We start from the raw sequence: 23119 nt of genomic DNA, 5'->3' as shown, positions 1-23119 counted from the left end.
TTTCTCCCCATAGGCCATCTTTGATTATCGGAGATGACCTACGGGGATGCTACAAAAATTAACCAGTTTGCAACAGTTACAGGATGCCTTTGACGCTCTCCGCCAGGGAGGTGGTCGGGCGGCCAATCAGGCTGCTCAGGGTATGGCTGTCGTCAAACAGGCCGCCCTTAGAGGCGCCGATATCGGAGTCCGCGAGCATATCCGCCAGCCCTGCCGGCAGGCCCACGCCCTTCAGCGCCGCGGCGAAGTCGGCTTCGCTAAGGTTCTGATAAACCACGTTCTTACCGCTCTGTTTGCTCAGCTCGGCGGCCAGCGCGCTCAGGGTCCAGGCCTCATCGCCCGCCAGCTCGTAAACCTTCCCGGCATGGCCCTCTTCGGCGACGACGCGGGCGGCGGCGGCGGCATAGTCGGCACGGGTCGCGGAGGCAATTTTGCCGTCGCCGGCGGCGCCGATAAAGACGCCGTGTTCCAGAGCCGGCGGCGCGCTGGCGAGATAGTTTTCGGTGTACCAGCCGTTGCGCAGAAGGGTATAGGCGATGCCGGATTCGGCCAACATCTTCTCGGTTTCCACGTGCTCAACGTGCAGGCCAAGCGGAGATTTATCCGCATGCAGCAGGCTGGTGTAGGCGATAAATTTAACCCCGGCGGCTTTGGCTGCCTGGATGACGTTGCGATGCTGGGCCGCACGCTGGCCCACTTCGCTGGATGAGATCAGCAGCAGCTTATCCACGCCCTGCAGCGCGGCGGTGAACGCCGCCTGGTCGGTGTAATCCGCCTGACGGACGACCAGACCCTGCTGGCTCAGGGATTCGGCCTTCGCCGGGTTGCGGACAATCGCCACAATCTGGCTGGCGGAAACGGTTTTTAACAGCTCTTGCAGAACGTGGTGGCCCAGCTGGCCGGTGGCGCCGGTAATTGCGATCATGGGTCTTCTCCTTCGTGTTTATTAACTGTTGTGGTAAGCTAACACCTTAGCTAACTTTTAGTAAGTACGTACAAAAAGGTAAGTATGAAATGGCGAATCTGACGCTAAGTGAACAGCTGCGCGACGGCAATCTGTTTGCCGAGCAGTGCCCGTCGCGCGATGTGTTGAAGCACGTCACCAGCCGCTGGGGCGTGCTCATCCTCGTGGCGCTGCGCGCGGGAACCCACCGCTTCAGCGATCTGCGTCGCAAGATGGGCGGCGTGAGTGAAAAGATGCTGGCCCAGTCGCTGCAGGCGCTGGAGCAGGACGGCTTTATCGACCGGGTGTCGTATCCGGTGGTCCCGCCGCACGTTGAATATAGCCTGACTCCGCTGGGTGAGCAGGTGAGCGAGAAGGTGGCGGCGCTGGCCGACTGGGTTGAGCTGAACCTGCCCGCGGTTCTGGCGAACCACGAGCAGACCGTTGCCTGAGCAGATAGCTACTTGCTCAGATCCAGCTGATAGATGGCAAAGCCGATATCGTCGGTGGCAACCTGACGCATCGGGTACTGCGCCTGCTCTTTAATAAATGCCGCCGCTTTTTCGGTTGGCGCGGTTTCAAAGCGGATGTCCAGCGGCACCTTGCCGTGGAGCGGCGCCAGGCGCCAGTTGTTATCCGCCGCCGGGTGGATGGCCCCCGTTTTTTTCGACTCAGCGCTAATCCACGCCGCCAGCACCGAGCGATTTTCATCCGGGGAAGCAAAAGCAATGTGGCTATCGCCGGTACCGGCGAACTTGCCGCCGTAGGCGCGGTAGTTATTCGTCGCGACCAGGAAGGTGGCCGCTGGGTCAATGGGCTTGCCGTTAAAGGTCAGATCCTTAATGCGCTGCGCCTGCGGGTTAATCATCTGGCACTCGCCGTCATAGCGCGCCGGCTGGCTGACATCGATCTGGTAATTAACTCCGTCAATCACGTCGAAGTTATAGGTGCGGAAACCGTCCCAGTTGATCAATGACTGCGGCCTGCTGCTGGTCGTGTCTATCTGATTGAACTGCCCGGCAGAGCACTCCAGCCACTCTTTGACCTCCTTGCCGCTGACCTTCATCACCACCAGGGTGTTCGGATAGAGATACAGATCGGCGGCGTTGCGGAAGGTGAGCTGGCCTTTCTCCACCTCGACGAAGCTGGCGGGATCGTTCTTGCGTCCGCCGACCTTAAACGGCGCGGCGGCGGAGAGCACCGGCAGCTTCGCCAGGTCAGGATCGCCCTGAATAAAGTGCTCGACGTAGGCTTTCTGCGCCATATTGACCACCTGTACGGTCGGGTCGTCCTGTACCAGCGCCAGGAAGCTGTACATATTGTCGGAGGCGCGGCCGATCGGCTTGCTGACAAATTCGCGCGTCGCGTCGTGGTCGGCTTTTAGCACCGTCACCATGTTGCCATCTTCCGCCGCCAGCGACTTCTTCGCCACCGGATCGTAGATTGGGCGGGCTTCGGCTTTAGCCTGGGTGACCTGCCACCTGCCGTTATCGTGGCTGAGGGCCAGATCGACGATGCCTAAATGATCTCCCCACATGCCGGGCATCACGGCCGGAATGCCGTTAAGCGTGCCCTTATTGATATCCGCGCCCTTGATGCTGGCGAAATCTTTCCCCGGGAATACCGCGTGCGCATGGCCGAACATGATGGCATCAACGCCGGGAACCTGGCTGAGGTAATACACCGAATTTTCCGCCATGACCTGATAGGGATCGGCGGAGAGCCCCGAATGGGCGATCGCCACCACGAGGTCCGCGCCTTGCTCGCGCATTTGTGGAACGTATTTGCGCGCGGTGGCGGTAATGTCGTTCACGGTCACTTTGCCGGCGAGATTGGCTTTATCCCAGGTCATGATTTGCGGCGGCACAAAGCCGATATAGCCGATGCGCAAGGTCTGCGTTTTGCCGTCGCTATCCTCGACTTTGGTCTCCTGAATCAGGTAGGGAGTAAACATCGGCTGGCCAGTTTTTACGTCGATAATGTTGGCGTTGACGTAGGGGAATTTCGCCCCGGAAAGGGCTTTGTGCAGAAAATCGAGGCCGTAGTTGAACTCGTGGTTGCCGAGGTTGCCCACGGCGTAATCCAGGGTGTTCATGGCCTTATAAACTGGGTGAATATCGCCGCTTTTGAGACCTTTCGCTGCCATATAGTCGCCCAGTGGACTACCCTGAATAACGTCGCCGTTATCGACCAGCACGCTGTTTTTCACCTCCTGACGGGCTTTTTCAATCAGCGTGGCGGTGCGCACGAGGCCAAACTTTTCCGTAGCGGCATCTTTGTAATAGTCAAAATCCATCATATTACCGTGCAGGTCGGTGGTTTCCATGATCCGCAAATCGACCGTCGCCGCGTTTACGCTGGCAGCGACCAGCGTGGCCAGGAGCGTTGCGCTAAACTTAATCATCAGAGGCGTCCTTTTTTATGAGCTATGGCACAGAAGAAAATGTATTTACATTTTGTTGCTTACAGAATTGTGAATCATGCCAGAAAAGCGACAATTGAAACCGCCATCGCTATCACAGATAGCGCAACTCGCAGCGATGCGATATAAATAAAACAACGAGTTAACGCCACTGCAACCAGATGAGGTGGAGAATGTTAGAACAAGTATGTCAGCTTGCACGGATCGCGGGCGATGCCATTATGGAAGTCTATGATGGAAATCAGCCGATGGACGTCGCCAGCAAGAAGGATGATTCTCCGGTCACCGCGGCGGATATTGCGGCGCACAAAGTCATTATGAGCGGCCTGCTGGCGCTGACCCCCGATATCCCGATCCTGTCTGAAGAAGACCCTCAGGAGTGGCAGGTGCGCCAGCACTGGCAGCGCTACTGGCTGGTGGACCCGCTGGACGGCACCAAAGAGTTTATCAAGCGCAACGGCGAGTTTACGGTCAATATCGCCTTGATTGAAAACGGTAAACCGGTGCTTGGCGTGGTCTATGCGCCGGTGATGAAGGTGCTGTACTGCGCGGAAAACGGCAAGGCCTGGAAAGAGGAGTGCGGCAGGCGTAAGCAAATTCAGGTCCGCGACGCCCGGCCTCCGCTGGTGGTCATCAGCCGCTCCCACGGCAACGATCCGGAGCTGGAGGAGTACCTTGAGCAGCTTGGCGAACACCAAACCACCTCGATCGGCTCGTCGCTGAAGTTCTGCCTGGTGGCGGAAGGTCAGGCCCAGCTCTATCCGCGTTTCGGGCCGACCAATAGCTGGGATACCGCCGCCGGCCATGCGGTCGCGGTTGCCGCCGGGGCGCACGTTCACGACTGGCAGGGAAGAACCCTCGACTACACGCCGCGCGAATCCTTCCTCAACCCCGGCTTCCGGGTCTCTATTTACTGAGCAGCTTGTGCAGCAGGGCGATAACCTGCTGCACTTCATCCTGGGTCAGCGCGCCGTCTTTGGCCCACTGAACTCGCCCGTCCTTATCCAGCACCGCGATGGCCGAGCTCTTCTCCTGCAGCTGCCACGCCTTACGCGCCAGACCGTTATCGTCGACAATAAACTGCGACCACGGATAGAGCTGCTTGTTGCTCTCAATGCTGCTGCGCACGAACACCCCTGAGCCCGGGATCGCGTCATCGGTATTGACGATAGTGGTGGTCTGATAGCGATCGTGCGGCAGCTTCGCGGCCTTGATCGCTTCTATCAGCGTGGCGTTTTTCTCTTTTGCCGCCGTGCGCCCGGCGATGTGCTGTATCACCCGCACTTTTCCTGCCAGCTGCGAGCTATTCCAGTTTTTGTAGCTAAACTTATCGTTATCCAGGATGAGTTCTCCCCGGTCGGCGATGCCAACCGGCGCGACGCGCTGACCGTCGACAAAATTATGCGCCGAGGCGATCAGCGGAAGCAGAAGGAGGGAGGCCGCCAGAATTTTACGTAGGGTCATGATGTTTCCTTATTATGTGCAGGTGATCCGACCACTTGGTCTGACTTAAGCATATGTGCGATTTAACGGCATGACACGCAATCAGAGTGCCAGATTGCGTGTTAACGCACATATTCGAATAAAATCGGTGACTTATACTCACTTCTACGTATGTATGAAAAGAAAATTCTTATTTAATGTCATCAAAAGGTAAATAAACTTATGCATGCTGGGTATTACAGAAGTTCTGGACTATAGTTTCAGGGCATTAAAATTTGCGTTCTGGATTCGTGGGCTAAGTGTGGCACCACGGGAGCGTAACCCTGGCAGGAGACAACAATGAAAATTTTCCAACGCTACAATCCGCTACAAGTGGCGAAGTACGTGAAGATCCTGTTCCGTGGACGGTTATATATCAAGGATGTTGGCGCTTTTGAGTTTGATAAGGGCAAAATCCTTATCCCGAAGGTAAAGGACAAGCAGCATTTTTCTGTGATGTCCGAGGTCAATCGTCAGGTTCTGCGTCTGCAAACTGAGATGGCTTAATCTGAAAAGTGGTATAGCTGTACGGTAAAAAAAACGGCTCCTGATGGGAGCCGTTAGTGTTTCTGCAGGCGGCGATTACGCCGACTCTTTTTCGCCTACCGCCGTTTCCGACTGCTTCGGTACCATCACCGTCGGTTTATTGTCGATGCGGGTGACCAGCAACTGATCGATGCGGTAGTTATCGATGTCCACCACCTCAAACTTGTAGCCAGAGAACTTCACCGCGTCGGTGCGTTTCGGAATTTTGCGCAGCATAAACATCATAAAACCGCCGATGGTTTCATAGTTGCCGGACTGCGGAAAATCGTCGATATCGAGCACGCGCATCACGTCATCGATCGGCGTACCGCCGTCAATCAGCCATGAGTTCTCGTCGCGGGCGACGATCTGCTCCTCCAGCCCCTGGCCGACCAGGTCGCCCATCAGGGTGGTCATGACGTCGTTCAGGGTAATAATCCCCACCACCAGCGCATATTCGTTCATGATCACCGCGAAGTCTTCGCCGGCGGTTTTAAAGCTCTCCAGCGCTTCTGACAGCGTCAGGGTATCAGGGACAATTAGCGTATTGCGGATCTGCACGCCGCCGGTCAGCACCAGGCTTTGGTTAGCCAGCACGCGGTTCAGCAGATCCTTGGAGTCCACGTAGCCGATGATATGGTCGATATCCTCGTTACAGACCAGAAATTTGGAGTGCGGATGCTCCGCAACCTTGTTCTTCAGGCTCTGCTCATCTTCGTGGAGATCGAACCAGATAACATTTTCACGCGAGGTCATCGACGACGGAACGGTACGTGATTCCAGCTCGAACACGTTCTCAATCAGCTCATGCTCCTGCTTACGCAGCACGCCGGCCAGCGCGCCGGCTTCGACGACCGCGTAAATATCATCGGAGGTGATGTCGTCTTTACGCACCATCGGTAATTTGAACAGCCGGAAAATATTGTTGGCCATGCCGTTGAACAGCCACACCAGCGGGCGGAACACCATCAGGCAGAAGCGCATCGGGTTGATGATGCGCAAAGCCACGGCTTCTGGCGCAATCATACCGATGCGTTTCGGGGTCAGGTCAGCAAACAGGATGAACAGGCTGGTGACCAGAGTAAAAGAGATAATAAAGCTGAGTCTGCTCGGAGAGTTCCGGCGACATATAGCGGCTTAGCAGGATGTTAAAAGCCGGTGAAAATGCGGCGTCGCCGACGATACCGCCGAGAATCGCCACCGCGTTGAGGCCGATTTGCACGACGGTGAAGAACATCCCGGGGTTTTCCTGCATTTTGAGAACGCGCTGCGCGTTCACGTGACCATCATCGGCCAGCAGTTTGAGTTTGATTTTACGTGAAGCGGCCAGCGAGATTTCTGATATCGAAAAAAATGCGCTGACGGCAATCAGACAAAGTATTACTAAAATACTGTTTAACATAGTTTATCCAGCCGTTGAGGCCAGATCCTCGGAAGGGAAGTTGATAACGCTAATGTGGAATACATAAAAAACCGGTCCGAAGGCTCTGGACCGGCTACAACACAGCCTAGTATAGCGTAAGGTACTGTAAAGCCGCCAGAGCGTTAATTGCGCGCCCCGGTAATATTCACTATTACGCCTGCGGCGGCAGGCATACGCCGATCCCGCCAATCCCGCAGTATCCGTACGGGTTTTTATGCAGATACTGCTGGTGGTCGTCTTCAGCATAGTAGAACGGCTTCGCCGCGGCTATCTCGGTGGTAATCTGACGCGGGTCGTTGGCGTCGCGCATCGCCGTCTGAAAACGCGCCAGGCTGGCTTTAGCGGCCGCATCCTGCTCCGGCGTCAGCGGATAGATAGCCGAACGATACTGGGTACCGTGATCGTTGCCCTGCTGCATTCCCTGAGCCGGGTCATGGTTTTCCCAGAATACCTGCAGCAGCTGCTCATAGCTGACGACCTGCGGGTCGTACACGATGCGTACGGCTTCGGCGTGGCCGGTGTCGCCGGAACAGACTTCGCGGTAGGTTGGGTTAGGGGTGTAGCCGCCGGTATAGCCCGCGGCGGTGCTGTAAACGCCGGGCAGCTGCCAGAACAGGCGCTCAACTCCCCAAAAGCAGCCCATCGCCAGCAGCGCAACTTCCATTCCCGCAGGAACGTTAGTCATGGAGTGGCCATTGACGGCGTGGAGCGTTGCCACCGGCATGGGGGTGTTACGTCCGGGGAGCGCATCCGCCTGGGCGACAAGATGCGTTTTATCAAATAGACTCACGGTTGGCCTCTCTGAAACATAAGTCGTAGTTAAGGTTGTAACGATGCGTGTCTTTTTACACAATAAACACGATCGCTACGTCTGGATTAAACATAAGAATTATTTGGGTTATCGTCATTTTTTCAACCCTTAGCTGTTAGGGTTTTGTTAAGCCGGGGATCGGCGCTTTCGTTTCCTGCGGGGGGAAACAAGGATATTCAGGAGAAAACGTGCTACAAATCCGCCAGTTATGTGTCACCAGCCTTTTGCTGGTCAGCGGGGTCGCTAGCGCTGCGAGCGTGCGTTTGCAGGTTGAGGGGCTATCCGGGGAGCTGCAAAGAAACGTCCGTGCCCAGCTGTCGACGATCCAAAGTGATGAAGTCACGCCGGATCGACGCTTTCGCGCGCGCGTTGATGATGCCATCCGTGAAGGCCTGAAAGCGCTGGGTTACTACGAACCGACGATCGATTTTGATTTACGTCCGCCGCCGGCAAAAGGGCGGCAGGTGCTAATTGCCAAAGTGACGCCCGGCGAACCGGTGCGGATCGGCGGCACCGACGTCATTCTGCGCGGCGGTGCGCGCACCGACCGTGACTATCTGAATTTGTTAAAAACGCGTCCAGCCATCGGCACCGTGCTGAATCACGGCGATTACGACGGTTTTAAAAGCTCCTTGACCCGCGTGGCGCTGCGCAAAGGCTACTTTGATAGTGAATTCAATAAAAGCCAGCTCGGGGTCTCTCTCGATCGCCATCAGGCCTTCTGGGATATCGATTACAACAGCGGCGAGCGTTATCGCTTCGGCGCTGTGACCTTCAGCGGGTCGCAGATCCGCGACGAATACCTGCAAAATCTGGTGCCGTTTAAGCAGGGGGACGAGTACACCTCCGAGGATCTGGCGGAGCTAAACCGCCGCCTGGCGGCCACCGGCTGGTTCAGACTCAGTGGTGGTCGCGCCGGAGTTTGAGAAATCGAGAAAAACGAAAGTTCTGCCCCTGAAGGGCGTCGTCTCTCCGCGCAAAGAGAATACCGTCGAAACCGGTATCGGCTATTCGACCGACGTCGGACCGCGGGTGAAGGCGACGTGGAAAAAGCCGTGGATCAACTCCTATGGCCACAGCCTGACCTCCAGCGTCAGCCTCTCCGCGCCGGAGCAACAGTTTGATTTCAGCTATAAGGTCCCGCTGCTGAAGAGCCCGCTGGAGCAGTATTACCTGATGCAGGGCGGCTTTAAGCGTACGGATCTCAACGATACCAAAGCCGACTCCACCACCCTCGCGGCATCGCGTTACTGGGAGATGTCGAGCGGCTGGCAGCGCGCCATCAACCTGCGCTGGAGCCTCGATCACTTTACCCAGGCTAACGTCACCAATACCACCATGCTGATTTATCCCGGGGTATCGGTTAACCGCACCCGCTCGCGGGGCGGCCTGATGCCGACCTGGGGCGACTCTCAGCGCTATTCGGTCGATTACTCCAACACCATTTGGGGCTCGGACATTAACTTCGTCGTCGCCCAGGCGCAGGACGTGTGGATCCGCACCCTTTACGATCGCCACCGCTTTGTGGTGCGCGGTAACCTCGGCTGGATTGAGGCCGACAATTTCGACAAGGTCCCGCCGGATCTGCGCTTCTTCGCCGGGGGCGACCGCAGCATTCGCGGCTACAAATACAAATCGATCTCGCCAAAAGACGATGACGGCAAGCTGATCGGTGCCTCGAAGCTGGCCACCGGCTCGCTGGAGTACCAGTACAACGTCAGCGGCAAGTGGTGGGGCGCGATGTTTGTCGACGGCGGCGAAGCGGTAAGCGATATCCGCAAAAGCGACTTCAAAACCGGCGCCGGCGTTGGCGTTCGCTGGCAGTCGCCGGTCGGCCCTATCAAGCTGGATATCGCCGCGCCGGTCGGCGACAAAGACGAACACGGTTTACAGTTTTACATCGGTCTGGGGCCTGAATTATGAGTTTATGGAAGAAGATAAGCCTCGGGGTCGTGCTCTTTCTGCTCCTGCTGCTGGGCACGGTTGGCTTCCTGGTCGGCACCACCAGCGGCCTGCATCTGGTGCTGAAGGCGGCGGACCGCTGGGTGCCGGGTCTGGAGATCGGCAAGGTTACCGGCGGCTGGCGTGACCTGACGCTGGAGAACGTGCATTTTGCCCAACCGGGCGTGGCGGTGACCGCCGGCCAGCTCCATCTTGCGGTGAAGCTACGCTGCCTGTGGGACAGCAGCCTGTGCGTCAACGACATTTCGCTACGCGATATCTACGTCGCTATCGATACCTCAAAAATGCCGCCTTCCGCGCCGCCGGAAGAGGAGGATTCAGGGCCGCTGAATCTCTCCACGCCGTATCCCATCACCCTGAGCCGCGTCGCGCTGCAAAACGTTAACGTCAAAATCGATGATACCGCCGTCTCGGTGCGCGACTTCTCCACCGGCCTGCGCTGGCAGGAGAAAAACCTGACCCTGACGCCGACGTCGCTGCAGGGGCTGCTTATCGCGCTGCCAAAAGTCGCTAAGGTGGCGCAGGAGCAGGTCGTTGAGCCGAAGATAGAGCATCCGCAGCCGGAGGAAAAACCGCTCGGCGAGACGATGAAGGCGCTCTTTGCAAAGCCGGTGCTCCCGGAAATGGCCGACGTCCACCTGCCGCTCAACCTCAATATCGAGGCGTTCCGCGGCGAGCAGCTGCGGCTCACCGGCGATACCGATATGACTATTTACAGTCTGCTGCTGAAGGTCAGCAGCATTGACGGACAGATGAAGCTCGATGCGCTGGATATCGATTCCGACCAGGGCAAGGTCAGCGCCGCGGGCAGCGCGCAGCTGCAGGATAGCTGGCCGGTGGATATCACCCTCGACGGTACGCTGAATATTGACCCGCTCAAGGGAGAGAAGGTGCAGCTGAAGGTCGGCGGCGAGATGCGTAAAAAGCTGACGGTCGGCGTTGATTTAGCCGGCCCGGTGGCGATGACGCTGCGCGCCGATGCGCAGCTGGCGGAAGCCGGGCTGCCGCTCAATATGGAGCTGAAAAGCAAGCAGCTGTACTGGCCGTTCAGCGGCGAAAAGCAGTTCCAGGCCGACGATCTGCAGTTGAAATTCAGCGGCAAGATGACCGACTACGCCCTGGCGCTGAGCACCGCGGTGAAGGGGCAATCTCTGCCGCCGGCGAAAATCAGCCTCAATGCTAAGGGCAACGAGCAGCAGGTGAATATTGATAAGCTGACCGTCGCCGCGCTGGAAGGGAAAACCGAGCTGAAGGCGCTGCTCGACTGGCAGCAGGCGATCAGCTGGCGCGGCGAGCTGACCCTTGACGGGATTAATACGGCCAAAGAGGTGCCGGACTGGCCCTCGAAGCTCAACGGCCTGATCAAGACCCAGGGCAGCCTGTACGGCGGCAGCTGGCAGATGTCGGTGCCGGAGCTGAAAATCACCGGTAACGTGAAGCAGAATAAGGTTGATGTCAGCGGTTCCCTGCAGGGCAATAGCTATATGCAGTGGAAAATCCCCGGCCTGCATCTGGCGCTAGGCCCCAACAGCGCCGATGTCAAAGGCGAGCTGGGGGTTAAGGATCTGAATCTCGACGCCACCATTGATGCGCCGCATCTCGACAACGCGCTGCCGGGTCTTGGCGGGACGGCGAAAGGGCTGGTGAAAGTGCGCGGCACCGTGGAGGCGCCTCAGACTGCTGGCGGATATCAGCGCCCGCGCCCTGCGCTGGCAGGAGCTGTCGATCGCCCAGGTTAACGTCAAGGGCGACGTTAAATCCAGCGATCAGATTGCCGGCAATCTCGATGTGCGTATCGACCGTATCAGCCAGCCGGGCGTCAATATCAGCCTGGTGCAGCTCAATGCGAAGGGCAACGAGAAGCAGCATGATCTGCAGCTTAAAGTGCAGGGGGAGCCGGTCTCCGGCCAGCTGTCGCTGGCGGGGAGCTTTGACCGCAAAGAGGAGCGCTGGAGGGGCTCGCTGAGCAATACCCGCTTCCAGACGCCGGTGGGCCCGGTTTCGCTGACGCGCAATATCGCGCTGGACTACCGCAACCGCGAGCAGAAAATTAACATTGGGCCGCACTGCTGGGTCAACCCGAACGCCGAGCTCTGCGTGCCACAGGCGATCGATGCGGGCGCGAGCGGCCGGGCGGTCGTCAACCTCAACCGTTTCGATCTGGCGATGCTGAAGCCGTTTATGCCGGAGGCCACCCAGGCCAGCGGCGTGTTTAGCGGCAACGCCGACGTCAGCTGGGACACCACCAAAGAGGGGCTGCCGCAGGGCAAGGTAACGCTGAGCGGCCGCAACGTGAAGGTGACCCAGACGGTCAACGATGCGCCGCTGCCGGTGGCTTTCGATACCCTGAACCTCACCGCCGATCTGCACAACAACCGCGCGCAGCTCGGCTGGCTGATCCGCCTGACCAATAACGGTCAGCTTGACGGCCAGGTTCTGGTCACCGACCCGCAGGGCCGACGCAATCTCGGCGGTAATATCAACATCAATAACTTCTCGCTGGCGATGATTAATCCGATCTTCTCCCGCGGGGAGAAGGCGGAAGGCCGGCTCAACGCCAACCTGCGCCTCGGCGGCGATGTGCAAAATCCGCAGCTGTTTGGCCAGATGCAGCTCAACGGCGTCGACATTGACGGTAACTTTATGCCGTTCGATATGCAGCCGAGCCAGCTGGCGATGAACTTCAACGGCACCCGCTCGACGCTGCAGGGAACGGTGAATACGAGCCAGGGCCAGATTAGCCTTAACGGCAACGCCGACTGGACCCAGATAGACAACTGGCGCGCGCAGATCGCGGCGAAGGGCAGCCGGGTGCGGATCACGGTGCCGCCGATGGTGCGGCTGGACGTTTCGCCGGACGTGGTCTTTACCGCGACCCCGAGCCTGTTTAATCTTGACGGTAGCGTCGATGTTCCGTGGGCGCGTATTGTGGTTAACGACGTGCCGGAGAGCGCGGTCGGCGTCTCTTCCGATGAGGTGATGCTGAACGACTCCCTGCAGCCGATTAAGCCGCAGAGCGCCGCTATCCCGATCAACAGCAACCTGACGATCCATGTCGGTAACAACGTCCGCCTCAGCGCGTTTGGTCTGAAGGCGCGCCTGACCGGCGATTTAAAAGTGGCTCAGGATAAACAAGGTCTGGGCCTCAACGGGCAGATTAATATTCCTGAAGGGCGCTTCCACGCCTACGGTCAGGATCTGATCGTGCGTAAAGGCGAGCTGCTGTTCTCCGGTCCGCCGGATCAGCCTTCACTGAATATTGAAGCCATTCGCAACCCGGATGCCACAGAAGACGACGTGATTGCCGGCGTTCGCGTCACCGGCTCCGCCGACCAGCCGAAGGCGGAGATTTTCTCTGACCCGGTCATGTCGCAGCAGGAAGCGCTTTCTTATCTGCTGCGCGGTCAGGGATTGAGCAGCGGGCAGAGCGATAGCGCCGCAATGACGTCAATGCTTATTGGCCTGGGGGTTGCACAAAGTGGTCAGGTTGTGGGTAAAATCGGCGAGACGTTTGGCGTAAGCAATCTGGCGCTGGATACCGAGGGAGTAGGCGACTCTTCCCAGGTGGTAGTCAGCGGCTATGTGCTGCCGGGTCTACAGGTAAAATACGGGGTCGGTATCTTCGACTCCCTGGCGACGCTGACATTGCGTTATCGCCTGATGCCTAAGCTATATATGGAAGCGGTGTCTGGCGTAGACCAGGCTCTCGATTTGCTCTATCAGTTTGAGTTTTAGCAATGCGAATATTTGTTTACGGCAGTTTACGACGCAAACAAGGCAACAGCCACTGGATGACCAACGCTCAGTGGCTGGGCGATCATAGTGTCAACGATTATCAGCTGTACAGCCTGGGCCACTATCCAGGCGCGGTGCCCGGTGAAGGCACGGTACATGGTGAAGTTTATCGTATTGACGCATCGACGCTGGCCGAGCTGGATGCTCTGCGTACCAAAGGCGGCGAATACGCGCGCCATCTTATCCAGACGCCGTACGGCGGCGCATGGATGTATGTCTATCAGCGCCCGGTTGAGGGGTTTACGCTGATAGAGAGCGGTAACTGGTTAGACAGAGACCAGTATTAAAAACGACAGCGCCACCCTCGGGTGGCGCTGTTTTTTTTGCGGCTATCGCGGATTAGCCCGGCGCAGGCAAACCGCAGGCATAAAAAAACCCTTACTGACCGGCAGACCGGCGTTCAGGGTTTCAGGCAGAGAAGAACTTATTTCTTCGCCGCGCGCTCGAAGGAAGCGATGATTTCGGCTTTCGCCGCAGCAGCATTGTCCCAACCGTCAACTTTAACCCACTTGCCTTTTTCCAGATCTTTGTAGTGCTCGAAGAAGTGGGTGATCTGTGCTTTCAGCAGTTCCGGCAGGTCGTTCACATCGTTGATGTGATCGTACTCTTTGCTCAGCTTGGTGTGCGGTACCGCAACCAGCTTGGCATCTTCACCGGACTCATCGGTCATTTTCAGAACGCCAACCGGACGGCAGCGGATCACTGAGCCTGGCTCCAGCGGATACGGCGTCGGGACCAGCACGTCTACCGGGTCACCGTCGAGAGACAGGGTATGGTTGATGTAGCCGTAGTTGCACGGATAGAACATCGCGGTGGACATAAAGCGGTCAACGAACAGCGCGCCGCTCTCTTTGTCGACTTCGTATTTGATTGGGTCTGCGTTAGCCGGGATCTCGATCACGACGTAGATATCTTCCGGCAGATCTTTACCCGCAGGTACGTTGAGTAAGCTCATGTCTGTTCCTTTAAAATGTATAGCAAACAAGTGCCAGGTATTATAGCCAACTCACATCGAATGTCTTCGCTTCTTTTTATTCAGGGGGGCAGAAAGATAGCGTAATTTCCCCCCGCTAAACGGGCCTGAAATCCATAAATATAGCCACATTTTACATACTTTTATGTAAGCGATTACACCTCGTCTTCCGCTGCTGATAATGAGCTTTAAATTTAGCCACCCGTTGCTATGTTGATCGCATTTCGCAGCTCTTATCCGCTATAAGGTGCAGTAAACGGCCTTAATCAACATAAAATTTACTTTTCTGAAGTGTGATGTAACTCATCCAGTTACATTTCTGATTGTCTATAGTAATTCCGCAGATAACGATTTCACTAACAATAACCCTACGAGGATCGCCTTATGTGGAAGCGCTTACTTCTTGTCTCCGCAGTTTCCGCAGCTATGTCGTCAATGGCAATAGCTGCCCCTCTGACCGTAGGATTTTCGCAGGTCGGCTCTGAATCCGGCTGGCGTGCGGCCGAAACCAGCGTTGCGAAGGAGGAGGCCGCGAAGCGCGGTATTACTCTGAAAATTGCCGACGGTCAGCAAAAACAGGAAAACCAGATTAAAGCCGTACGCTCCTTCATTGCGCAGGGCGTCGACGCCATCTTTATCGCCCCGGTCGTGGCGACGGGCTGGGAGCCGGTGCTGAAGGAGGCCAAAGAGGCCAAAATCCCGGTCTTCCTGCTCGACCGCTCCATTGATGTAAAAGACAAAGATCTCTACATGACCACCGTCACCGCCAACAACGTGCTGGAGGGCCAGCTGATTGGCGACTGGCTGGTGAAAACCGTCGACGGCAAGCCGTGCAACGTCGTTGAGCTGCAGGGTACCGTCGGGGCCAGCGTCGCCATTGACCGCAAAAAAGGCTTCGCTGAAGCCATCGCTAAGGCGTCGAACATTAAAATTATCCGCTCTCAGTCCGGCGACTTTACCCGCAGCAAAGGGAAAGAGGTTATGGAGAGCTTTATCAAAGCGGAAAACAACGGCAAGAACATCTGCATGGTTTACGCCCATAACGATGATATGGCCATCGGCGCCATCCAGGCGATTAAAGAGGCCGGCCTGAAGCCGGGCAAAGATATCCTCACCGGCTCCATTGACGGCGTGCCGGATATCTACAAAGCGATGATCGCCGGCGAAGCGAACGCTAACGTCGAGCTGACGCCAAATATGGCCGGGCCGGCATTCGATGCGCTGGAAAAATTCAAGAAAGACGGCACCCTGCCTGAGAAGTTGACCATTACGAAGTCGATGCTCTTCCTGCCGGATACGGCGAAAGAGCAGCTGGAGAAGAAGAAAGATATGGGCTATTGAGTGGGCGTAGTTCATCAGGACGCTCGGTTTAGTGCCCTCTCCCCGGCGGGGAGAGGGTTAGGGGAGGGGAAACCATGAACGACGAAGTACATCAGGAGATCCTTCGTACCGAGGGACTGAGCAAATTTTTCCCCGGCGTCAAGGCGCTGGATAACGTCAACTTCAGCCTGCGGCGCGGCGAGATCATGGCCCTGCTGGGGGAAAATGGCGCGGGTAAATCGACCCTGATCAAAGCGCTCACCGGCGTTTATCACGCCGATCGCGGCACTATCTGGCTCGAGGGTCAGGCAATAGCGCCGAAAAATACCGCCCACGCCCAGCAGCTGGGCATCGGCACCGTCTACCAGGAAGTCAACCTGCTGCCGAATATGTCGGTGGCGGACAATCTGTTTATCGGCCGCGAGCCCCGGCGCTTTGGCCTGCTGCGGCGCAAAGAGATGGAAAAGCGCGCCACCGATCTGATGGCCTCCTACGGTTTCTCCCTCGACGTTCGTGAGCCGCTTAACCGCTTTTCCGTGGCGATGCAGCAGATTGTCGCGATCTGCCGCGCCATTGACCTGTCGGCTAAGGTGCTGATCCTCGATGAGCCCACCGCCAGCCTGGATACTCAGGAGGTGGAAATGCTCTTTACCCTGATGCGCCAGCTGAGCGATAGCGGCGTCAGCCTGATTTTTGTTACCCACTTTCTCGATCAGGTGTACGCCGTGAGCGATCGGATTACCGTCCTGCGCAACGGCGGCTTCGTCGGCTGCCGGGAAACCCGCGAACTGCCGCAGATTGAGCTGGTGAAAATGATGCTGGGACGCGAGCTGGAGCATAACGCGCTACAGCGCGCGGGCCGCACCCTGCTGAGCGAGAAGCCGATCGCCGCCTTTGAAGGGTTTGGTAAAAAGGGCGCCATCGAGCCGTTCGACCTCCAGGTTCGCCCCGGCGAAATTGTTGGCCTGGCGGGGCTGCTGGGATCCGGGCGCACCGAGACGGCGGAAGTCATTTTTGGCATCAAGCCGGCCGATAGCGGCAGCGCGTGGATCAAAGGCAAGCCGCAGACGCTGCGCTCGCCGCACCAGGCCTCGAGCCTCGGGATCGGCTTTTGTCCGGAAGACCGAAAAACCGACGGCATTATCGCCGCGGCGTCGGTACGGGAGAACATCGTGCTGGCCCTGCAGGCGCAGCGCGGCTGGCTGCGTCCGATTCCGCGGCGCGAGCAAAATGAGATTGCCGAACGCTTTATCCGCCAGCTGGGGATTCGAACTCCCAGCGCCGAGCAGCCGATCGAATTTCTTTCCGGCGGCAACCAGCAGAAGGTGCTGCTTTCCCGCTGGCTGCTGACCAAACCCCAGTTTCTGATCCTTGATGAGCCGACTCGCGGAATAGACGTCGGCGCCCACGCCGAGATCATCCGCCTGATTGAAACCCTGTGCGCCGATGGCCTGGCGCTGCTGGTCATTTCGTCGGAGCTGGAAGAGCTGGTGGGCTACGCCGATCGGGTGATTATCATGCGCGATCGCCGGCAGGTGGCGGAGATCCCGCTCGGGGAGTTCTCCGTCCCGGCGATCATGAACGCAATCGCGGCATAGGAGTAAATCATGATGCCAGGATCTCTTCCACAAACCGGCCAAACGAAGCGTCGCTTCAGCTGGCCGAAGGGTATGCCGCAAATCATTGCGCTGCTGCTGGTGCTGGTCGTCGACAGCCTGGTGGCGCCGCACTTTTTCCAGATTGTCCTCCAGGAGGGGCGCCTGTTCGGCAGCCCCATCGATATTCTTAACCGCGCGGCGCCTGTCGCGCTGCTGGCGGTTGGCATGACGCTGGTTATCGCCACCGGCGGGATTGACCTGTCGGTCGGCGCGGTGATGGCGATTGCCGGCGCCACCGCCGCCTCGGTGACCGTTGCCGGGCATAGCCTGCCGGTGGTGCTGCTGGCATCGCTGGGGGCGGGTGCGCTGGCCGGGCTATGGAACGGCATTCTGGTGGCGGTGCTGAAGATCCAGCCGTTCGTGGCCACGCTGATCCTGATGGTGGCCGGACGCGGCGTCGCGCAGCTGATCACCTCCGGACAGATTGTCACCTTCGACTCGCCGCATCTGGCGTGGCTCGGCAGCGGCTCGCTGCTGCTGCTGCCGATGCCGGTGCTTATTGCGGCCGCAACGCTGCTGCTGTTCTGGCTGTTCACCCGCAAAACCGCGCTGGGGATGTTTATTGAAGCGGTAGGGATCAACATTCGGGCGGCGAAAAATGCCGGGGTCAACACCCGCATCGTCGTGATGCTGGCCTACGTGCTGAGCGGGATTTGCGCGGCGATAGCCGGGATTGTCGTCGCGGCGGACATTCGCGGCGCCGATGCCAACAACGCCGGGCTGTGGCTGGAGCTGGACGCCATCCTGGCGGTAGTGATTGGCGGCGGATCGCTGATGGGCGGGCGCTTTAACCTCCTGCTGTCGGTGATCGGCGCGCTTATTATCCAGGGGATGAACACCGGGATCCTGCTGTCGGGCTTCCCGCCGGAGCTTAACCAGGTAGTGAAAGCCGTGGTGGTGCTGTGCGTACTGATCGTTCAGTCGCCGCGCTTTATCAGCCTACTGAAAGGAGTACGCGGCCGTGATAAAACGTAACCTGCCGTTGATGATTACCCTTGCCGTATTCGTGCTGGGCTATCTCTATTGCCTGACCCAGTTTCCCGGCTTCGCCTCGACGCGGGTGATCTGCAATATCCTCACCGATAACGCTTTTCTTGGCATTATTGCCGTCGGGATGACCTTCGTGATCCTCTCCGGCGGCATCGATCTGTCGGTCGGGTCAGTGATCGCCTTCACCGGCGTGTTCCTCGCGAAAGCGATTGGCGTCTGGGGAATTACGCCGCTGCTGGCGTTCCCGCTGGTGCTGGTGATGGGCTGCGCGTTTGGCGCGCTAATGGGCTGGCTTATCGATACGCTGAAGATCCCGGCATTTATTATTACCCTCGCCGGGATGTTCTTCCTGCGCGGCGTGAGCTATCTGGTTTCTGAAGAGTCTATTCCTATCGATCATCCGGTGTACGACACGCTCTCCGGGCTGGCGTGGACCATTCCCGGCGGCGGCCGCCTGAGCGCCATGGGGCTGTTGATGCTGCTGGTGGTGATCGCGGGCATTTTTATGGCCCACCGCACCCGCTTTGGCAACCAGGTGTACGCCATGGGCGGCAACGCCGTTTCGGCGAATCTGATGGGCATTTCGACCCGTGGAACCACGATCCGCATTTACATGCTCTCGACCGGGCTGGCGACGCTGGCGGGGATCGTTTTTTCTATCTATACCCAGGCCGGCTACGCGCTGGCCGGCGTGGGGGTTGAGCTGGACGCGATTGCGTCGGTGGTCATTGGCGGCACGCTGCTCAGCGGCGGCGTCGGCACGGTATTAGGCACGCTGTTCGGGGTGGCGATTCAGGGGCTGATTCAGACCTACATTAACTTCGACGGCACGCTCAGACTCGTGGTGGACGAAAATTGCGATCGGTATTCTGCTGTTTATCTTTATTGCGCTGCAGCGCGGGCTGACGGTGCTGTGGGAAAACCGCCAGAATTCGCCGGTATCGCGGGTGAGCGGGGCGGCGAATCGCTAGCATAAGATCCCCTCTCGCCGGGCGAGAGGGGAAGCCAGAGGCGTTACGCGTCCGGGAACTCTTTAATAAAGTTTTCGACGTCTTCAACCATATGGTTGTTGCCGACGAAGAAGGAGCGGCGCTGGTGCAGGCTGACCGGGACGATATCGAGAATGCGCTCTTTACCGTCGCTGGCCCTGCCGCCCGCCTGCTCGGCGAGGAACGCCATCGGGTTGCATTCGTACAGCAGGCGCAGCTTGCCGTCCGGGTGGCTGGCGGTGCTTGGGTAGAGATAAATGCCGCCTTTCAGCAGGTTACGGTGGAAGTCCGCCACCAGTGAGCCGATATAGCGCGAGGTGTACGGGCGCTGGGTCCCGAGATCCTCTTCCTGGCAAAACTTAATGTACTTCTTCACGCCCAGCGGGAACTTGATGTAGTTGCCTTCGTTGATGGAGTAGGTATTGCCTTTTTCCGGGAAGCGCATGCGCTCCTGGGAGAGGCAGAATACGCCAAGAGAAGGGTCGTAGGTGAAGGCGTGCACGCCGCAGCCGGTGGTATAAACCAGCATCGTGGAGGAGCCATAAACCACGTAGCCTGCCGCGACCTGTTTACTGCCAGGCTGCAGGAAATCTTCGACGGTGACCGGCGTACCGACCGGGGTTATGCGACGGTAGATGGAGAAGATAGTCCCAACGGAGACGTTAACGTCGATGTTAGAGGAGCCATCCAGCGGGTCCATGAGCACCACGTATTTGGCGTGTTCGCAGCCTTCAAAGACGACGATTTCGTCTTCTTCTTCAGAGGCGATCCCGGCAACAATATCGCGTGCTCGCAGTGCGGCCTTCAATTTTTCATTGGCGAACAGATCGAGTTTTTGCTGCACCTCGCCCTGGACGTTTTCAGCACCGCTGGCACCCAGGATATCGACCAGACCGGCCTTATTGATATCGCGGTGGATGATCTTGGCGCCTAGTTTTATCGCCGACAACAAAGCAGTTAGCTCGCCGGTTGCGTGGGAGAACTCGTGCTGCTTTTCGACAATAAATTCACCTAACGTTTTCATAACCCGTTCCCTGCATGTTTATGTGAAGTAAAACGAACGCAACAATCTTAACAAAGAATAAAAAAAATACGCACAGGTGAATCGCGCCAGCAAAAAACGGATTCGCCTGAAATGCATTTCGCTGATGCCGAACATAAGGGTAAAATGTGCGCCAGATTAAAGAGGGAAGTGACGAATGCGCATTCATATTTTAGGTATCTGCGGCACGTTTATGGGGGGGCTGGCGATGCTGGCGCGTTCCCTCGGTCATGAGGTAACGGGGTCGGATGCTAACGTCTATCCGCCGATGAGTACCCTGCTGGAAAACCAGGGAATCGATTTAATTCAAGGATATGACGCCAGCCAGCTGGAGCCTCGGCCGGACCTGGTGATCATTGGTAACGCGATGACGCGCGGCAATCCGTGCGTAGAAGCGGTGCTGGAAAACAACATTCCGTACATGTCCGGCCCGCAGTGGCTGCATGATTTCGTCCTGCGCGATCGCTGGGTTGTGGCGGTGGCCGGCACCCACGGTAAAACCACCACCGCCGGCATGGCGACCTGGATCCTCGAAGCCTGCGGCTACCAGCCCGGCTTTGTGATCGGCGGCGTACCGGGCAACTTCGAGGTCTCCGCGCGCCTCGGCGGCAGCCCGTTCTTTGTTATCGAAGCGGATGAATATGACTGCGCTTTCTTTGATAAGCGTTCGAAGTTTGTTCACTACTGCCCGCGAACCCTGATCCTCAATAACCTTGAGTTCGATCACGCGGATATCTTTGATGACCTGAAGGCTATTCAGAAGCAGTTCCATCATCTGGTGCGCATTGTCCCGGGCCAGGGCAAAATTATCCTGCCGGAAAACGACATCAACCTGAAGCAGACCATGGCGATGGGCTGCTGGAGCGAGCAGGAGCTGGTGGGCGAACAGGGCCACTGGCAGGCGAAGAAGCTCAACGCCGACGCCTCGCAGTGGGAAGTCTGGCTTGACGGCGAGAAGGTTGGGGAAGTGAAGTGGGCGCTGGTTGGCGAGCATAATATGCACAACGGCCTGATGGCGATTGCCGCCGCCCGCCACGTCGGCGTGGTGCCGGCGGACGCCGCCAACGCGCTGGGCAGCTTTATTAACGCCCGCCGTCGCCTTGAGCTGCGCGGCGAAGCGAACGGCGTCACCGTGTACGACGATTTTGCCCACCATCCGACGGCGATTCTGGCGACGCTGCAGGCGCTGCGCGCTAAGGTTGGCGGCACCGCCCGCATTCTGGCGGTGCTCGAACCGCGCTCGAACACCATGAAAATGGGCGTCTGCAAAGACGATTTGGCGCCGTCGCTGGGCCGCGCGGACGAAGTGTTCCTGCTCCAGCCGCAGCATATCCCGTGGCAGGTCGCCGAGGTGGCGGAAGCCTGCGTGCAGCCTGCCCACTGGAGCGCAGACGTCGACGTGCTGGTGGATATGATTATCAAAACCGCCCATCCTGGCGACCACATTCTGGTGATGAGCAACGGCGGCTTCGGCGGCATTCATCAGAAGCTGCTGGATAAGCTGGCCAGCAAGGCGGCCGCGGCAGAATAATCCCGACGATCGTCCCTCTGCCCTCCGCGTGAGGGCAGATTTTTTGCTATCCTGGATTTTGTCATGCTCACTGCTGAAAAACTAACCTCGACCGATTCTCCGCACTTCCCCGCGCTTGACGCGCTGTACGTCAAGGCTTTTCCCTGGCACGAACAGCGTGAGCCGCTGGCTAAGCAGCGGGCGCTGCGCGACCCGCACTATGCCCTGGAGGCGTGGTTTGATGACGGCGAGTTTATCGGGCTGAGCGGCAGCTGGCAGTTTGCGGACTATGGCTACATTGAGCATCTGGCGATTGACGACGGCCTGCGTTCGCGCGGTTACGGCAAACGCCTGCTGGCGGAGATACTCCGGCGCGCGCCGCTAACCATCCTTGAGATCGATCCGCTCACCACGGAAATCGCCCGCAGGCGGCTGCAGTTTTACGCCGCGATGGGCTTTAGCGACAACCCGTGGCCGCATAGCCACCCGACCTATCATTGCGGCATCGCCGATCATGCGCTGGTGGTGCTGAGCTACCCGCAGGCAATTGACGAAGCGCAGTACCGGCGCTTTGCGCAGCAGCTGCGCCAGGTGGTGATGGCCTGAGCCGACGCTCCGGCAATGCGCAGGCATGCCGGGCTATGGGAAAAAGGTTATCAGATAGCCCGGACGGGCGCGCCGCCGGCGGGAAGCCGGGCGGCGGCGGAACTAGCTTTCGGCTTCGGCCAGCTCGCGCAGATACTGGAAGATCAGGCGCGCGGACTTCGGCGGCTTGTTGCCTTCTTTCTCTTTTTGCGCGTTACGGATCAGCGAACGCAGCTGCTGACGGTCAGCTTCCGGCCACAGGTTCAGCACTTCCGGCACCGCGTCATCGCCATCGGCAATCAGGCGGTCGCGGATCACTTCCAGCTTATGGAACAGCGCAACCTGCTGGTTGTGGCGGTTCTTCAGCTTATCCAGCGCCTGGCGAATCGGGTCCACGTCGCGGCTGCGCAGCATTTTGCCAATCAGCTGCATCTGGCGGCGGCGGCCCTCTTTCTTGATCCGTTGGGCAAGCTCAATGGCGTCGCGCAGGTCGCTATCGAGCGGGATCTTATCCAGCGCGTTTTTCCCCAGCTCTACCATTTCTGCGCCAAGACGCTTCAGTTCTTCGGCGTCACGCTTAATTTCACTTTTACTGACCCAGATAATTTCATCGTCTTCATCTTCGACGTCATCACCGGGAACGTCGTCGAGCCAGTCATCGGGCTGCTTTGTCATCTCAGGCTCCTTAA

At 58.1% G+C, this 23119-nt stretch carries 16 protein-coding genes and 4 pseudogenes; 12 read left to right on the top strand and 8 right to left on the bottom strand.

The window, feature by feature from the left end:
* Window positions 1-76 precede the first annotated feature (76 nt).
* Entirely contained in the window at window positions 77-925 is an 849-nt protein-coding gene (locus ABOC21_RS22545) for an SDR family oxidoreductase (RefSeq protein WP_426813342.1), read from the bottom strand.
* 89 nt (window positions 926-1014) lie between these two features.
* Here ABOC21_RS22545 and ABOC21_RS22540 point away from each other — a divergent pair, with 89 nt between their 5' ends.
* The gene (locus tag ABOC21_RS22540; protein ID WP_426813341.1) at window positions 1015-1395 is read left to right on the top strand and encodes a winged helix-turn-helix transcriptional regulator; all 381 of its coding nucleotides are present in this window, start codon (window positions 1015-1017) and stop codon (window positions 1393-1395) included.
* Window positions 1396-1403: 8 nt separating this feature from the next.
* Here ABOC21_RS22540 and ABOC21_RS22535 read toward each other — a convergent pair whose 3' ends face one another.
* Window positions 1404-3347, bottom strand: coding sequence for a bifunctional 2',3'-cyclic-nucleotide 2'-phosphodiesterase/3'-nucleotidase (locus ABOC21_RS22535; RefSeq protein WP_426813340.1), 1944 nt, complete (start codon window positions 3345-3347; stop codon window positions 1404-1406).
* A gap of 191 nt (window positions 3348-3538) precedes the next feature.
* Between ABOC21_RS22535 and cysQ the strand changes: the two genes are divergently transcribed.
* Window positions 3539-4282, top strand: coding sequence for a 3'(2'),5'-bisphosphate nucleotidase CysQ (cysQ, locus tag ABOC21_RS22530; protein ID WP_426813339.1), 744 nt, complete (start codon window positions 3539-3541; stop codon window positions 4280-4282).
* Here the strand turns inward: cysQ and ABOC21_RS22525 are convergent.
* Complete coding sequence (locus ABOC21_RS22525) at window positions 4272-4829, bottom strand: YtfJ family protein (protein WP_426813338.1); 558 nt, start codon at window positions 4827-4829, stop codon at window positions 4272-4274. The genes cysQ and ABOC21_RS22525 overlap by 11 nt on opposite strands.
* Window positions 4830-5147: 318 nt before the next feature.
* Between ABOC21_RS22525 and ABOC21_RS22520 the strand changes: the two genes are divergently transcribed.
* A complete protein-coding gene (locus tag ABOC21_RS22520) occupies window positions 5148-5354 on the top strand; it encodes a DUF1107 domain-containing protein (RefSeq protein WP_041143739.1) in 207 nt (68 codons plus the stop codon).
* Window positions 5355-5429: 75 nt separating this feature from the next.
* Here the strand turns inward: ABOC21_RS22520 and ABOC21_RS22515 are convergent.
* Together ABOC21_RS22515 and msrA are read right to left on the bottom strand one after the other, a co-directional pair.
* Window positions 5430-6774: pseudogene (locus ABOC21_RS22515) on the bottom strand (hemolysin family protein).
* Between the two features lie 172 nt (window positions 6775-6946).
* A complete protein-coding gene (gene msrA, locus ABOC21_RS22510) occupies window positions 6947-7585 on the bottom strand; it encodes a peptide-methionine (S)-S-oxide reductase MsrA (RefSeq protein WP_426813337.1) in 639 nt (212 codons plus the stop codon).
* 209 nt (window positions 7586-7794) lie between these two features.
* Here msrA and tamA point away from each other — a divergent pair.
* The 3 genes and pseudogenes from tamA to ABOC21_RS22495 all read left to right on the top strand — a co-directional run bounded on the left by tamA (window position 7795) and on the right by ABOC21_RS22495 (window position 13650).
* A pseudogene (gene tamA / locus ABOC21_RS22505) lies at window positions 7795-9529 on the top strand (autotransporter assembly complex protein TamA).
* A pseudogene (tamB, locus tag ABOC21_RS22500) lies at window positions 9526-13303 on the top strand (autotransporter assembly complex protein TamB). Before tamA ends, tamB begins: the two co-directional pseudogenes overlap by 4 nt.
* A 2-nt stretch (window positions 13304-13305) precedes the next feature.
* Window positions 13306-13650, top strand: coding sequence for a gamma-glutamylcyclotransferase family protein (locus tag ABOC21_RS22495; protein ID WP_095104349.1), 345 nt, complete (start codon window positions 13306-13308; stop codon window positions 13648-13650).
* 137 nt (window positions 13651-13787) lie between these two features.
* On the opposite strand, the gene ppa is transcribed toward ABOC21_RS22495, so the two are convergent.
* The gene (gene ppa / locus ABOC21_RS22490; RefSeq protein WP_426813336.1) at window positions 13788-14318 is read right to left on the bottom strand and encodes an inorganic diphosphatase; all 531 of its coding nucleotides are present in this window, start codon (window positions 14316-14318) and stop codon (window positions 13788-13790) included.
* A 402-nt stretch (window positions 14319-14720) separates the two neighbouring features.
* Between ppa and ytfQ the strand changes: the two genes are divergently transcribed.
* The 4 genes and pseudogenes from ytfQ (at window position 14721) to yjfF (ending at window position 19275) form a co-directional block, all read left to right on the top strand.
* Window positions 14721-15677: a galactofuranose ABC transporter, galactofuranose-binding protein YtfQ gene (gene ytfQ / locus ABOC21_RS22485; protein WP_426813335.1), complete on the top strand. Its 957-nt coding sequence runs from the start codon at window positions 14721-14723 to the stop codon at window positions 15675-15677.
* 74 nt (window positions 15678-15751) lie between these two features.
* Window positions 15752-17254: a galactofuranose ABC transporter, ATP-binding protein YtfR gene (gene ytfR / locus ABOC21_RS22480; RefSeq protein WP_426813334.1), complete on the top strand. Its 1503-nt coding sequence runs from the start codon at window positions 15752-15754 to the stop codon at window positions 17252-17254.
* A gap of 9 nt (window positions 17255-17263) precedes the next feature.
* Window positions 17264-18289 (top strand): galactofuranose ABC transporter, ATP-binding protein YtfT, encoded by a 1026-nt coding sequence (gene ytfT / locus ABOC21_RS22475; protein ID WP_426813333.1) that lies wholly within the window; start codon window positions 17264-17266, stop codon window positions 18287-18289.
* A pseudogene (gene yjfF / locus ABOC21_RS22470) lies at window positions 18276-19275 on the top strand (galactofuranose ABC transporter, permease protein YjfF). The gene ytfT and the pseudogene yjfF overlap by 14 nt, the downstream one beginning before the upstream one ends.
* A gap of 43 nt (window positions 19276-19318) precedes the next feature.
* Here the strand turns inward: yjfF and fbp are convergent.
* Window positions 19319-20317 (bottom strand): class 1 fructose-bisphosphatase, encoded by a 999-nt coding sequence (gene fbp / locus ABOC21_RS22465; RefSeq protein ID WP_426813332.1) that lies wholly within the window; start codon window positions 20315-20317, stop codon window positions 19319-19321.
* A 175-nt stretch (window positions 20318-20492) separates the two neighbouring features.
* Here fbp and mpl point away from each other — a divergent pair, with 175 nt between their 5' ends.
* Complete coding sequence (mpl, locus tag ABOC21_RS22460) at window positions 20493-21866, top strand: UDP-N-acetylmuramate:L-alanyl-gamma-D-glutamyl-meso-diaminopimelate ligase (protein ID WP_426813331.1); 1374 nt, start codon at window positions 20493-20495, stop codon at window positions 21864-21866.
* 63 nt (window positions 21867-21929) lie between these two features.
* The gene (locus ABOC21_RS22455) at window positions 21930-22451 is read left to right on the top strand and encodes a GNAT family N-acetyltransferase (RefSeq protein ID WP_426813330.1); all 522 of its coding nucleotides are present in this window, start codon (window positions 21930-21932) and stop codon (window positions 22449-22451) included.
* Window positions 22452-22553: 102 nt separating this feature from the next.
* Here the strand turns inward: ABOC21_RS22455 and yjgA are convergent, their stop codons facing one another.
* Window positions 22554-23105 (bottom strand): ribosome biogenesis factor YjgA, encoded by a 552-nt coding sequence (yjgA, locus tag ABOC21_RS22450; protein ID WP_426813329.1) that lies wholly within the window; start codon window positions 23103-23105, stop codon window positions 22554-22556.
* Between the last annotated feature and the right edge of the window lie 14 nt (window positions 23106-23119).

Origin of the sequence: Klebsiella sp. WOUb02 (assembly GCF_050058015.1) — a bacterium.
In the GTDB taxonomy this organism is placed as follows: Bacteria; Pseudomonadota; Gammaproteobacteria; order Enterobacterales; family Enterobacteriaceae; genus Klebsiella.
This window is presented reverse-complemented; position numbering and strand designations above follow the sequence as displayed.

Bases quoted from the DNA above. Each gene is read 5' to 3' on its own strand.
- ABOC21_RS22495 (WP_095104349.1), top strand. From the start codon at position 13,306: ATGCGAATATTTGTTTACGGCAGTTTACGACGCAAACAAGGCAACAGC.
- ABOC21_RS22520 (WP_041143739.1), top strand. From the start codon at position 5,148: ATGAAAATTTTCCAACGCTACAATCCGCTACAAGTGGCGAAGTACGTG.
- cysQ (WP_426813339.1), top strand. From the start codon at position 3,539: ATGTTAGAACAAGTATGTCAGCTTGCACGGATCGCGGGCGATGCCATT.
- mpl (WP_426813331.1), top strand. From the start codon at position 20,493: ATGCGCATTCATATTTTAGGTATCTGCGGCACGTTTATGGGGGGGCTG.
- ABOC21_RS22545 (WP_426813342.1), bottom strand. From the start codon at position 925: ATGATCGCAATTACCGGCGCCACCGGCCAGCTGGGCCACCACGTTCTG.
- ABOC21_RS22540 (WP_426813341.1), top strand. From the start codon at position 1,015: ATGGCGAATCTGACGCTAAGTGAACAGCTGCGCGACGGCAATCTGTTT.
- ytfT (WP_426813333.1), top strand. From the start codon at position 17,264: ATGATGCCAGGATCTCTTCCACAAACCGGCCAAACGAAGCGTCGCTTC.
- ABOC21_RS22535 (WP_426813340.1), bottom strand. From the start codon at position 3,347: ATGATTAAGTTTAGCGCAACGCTCCTGGCCACGCTGGTCGCTGCCAGC.
- ABOC21_RS22455 (WP_426813330.1), top strand. From the start codon at position 21,930: ATGCTCACTGCTGAAAAACTAACCTCGACCGATTCTCCGCACTTCCCC.
- ytfR (WP_426813334.1), top strand. From the start codon at position 15,752: ATGAACGACGAAGTACATCAGGAGATCCTTCGTACCGAGGGACTGAGC.
- yjgA (WP_426813329.1), bottom strand. From the start codon at position 23,105: ATGACAAAGCAGCCCGATGACTGGCTCGACGACGTTCCCGGTGATGAC.
- fbp (WP_426813332.1), bottom strand. From the start codon at position 20,317: ATGAAAACGTTAGGTGAATTTATTGTCGAAAAGCAGCACGAGTTCTCC.
- ppa (WP_426813336.1), bottom strand. From the start codon at position 14,318: ATGAGCTTACTCAACGTACCTGCGGGTAAAGATCTGCCGGAAGATATC.
- ABOC21_RS22525 (WP_426813338.1), bottom strand. From the start codon at position 4,829: ATGACCCTACGTAAAATTCTGGCGGCCTCCCTCCTTCTGCTTCCGCTG.
- ytfQ (WP_426813335.1), top strand. From the start codon at position 14,721: ATGTGGAAGCGCTTACTTCTTGTCTCCGCAGTTTCCGCAGCTATGTCG.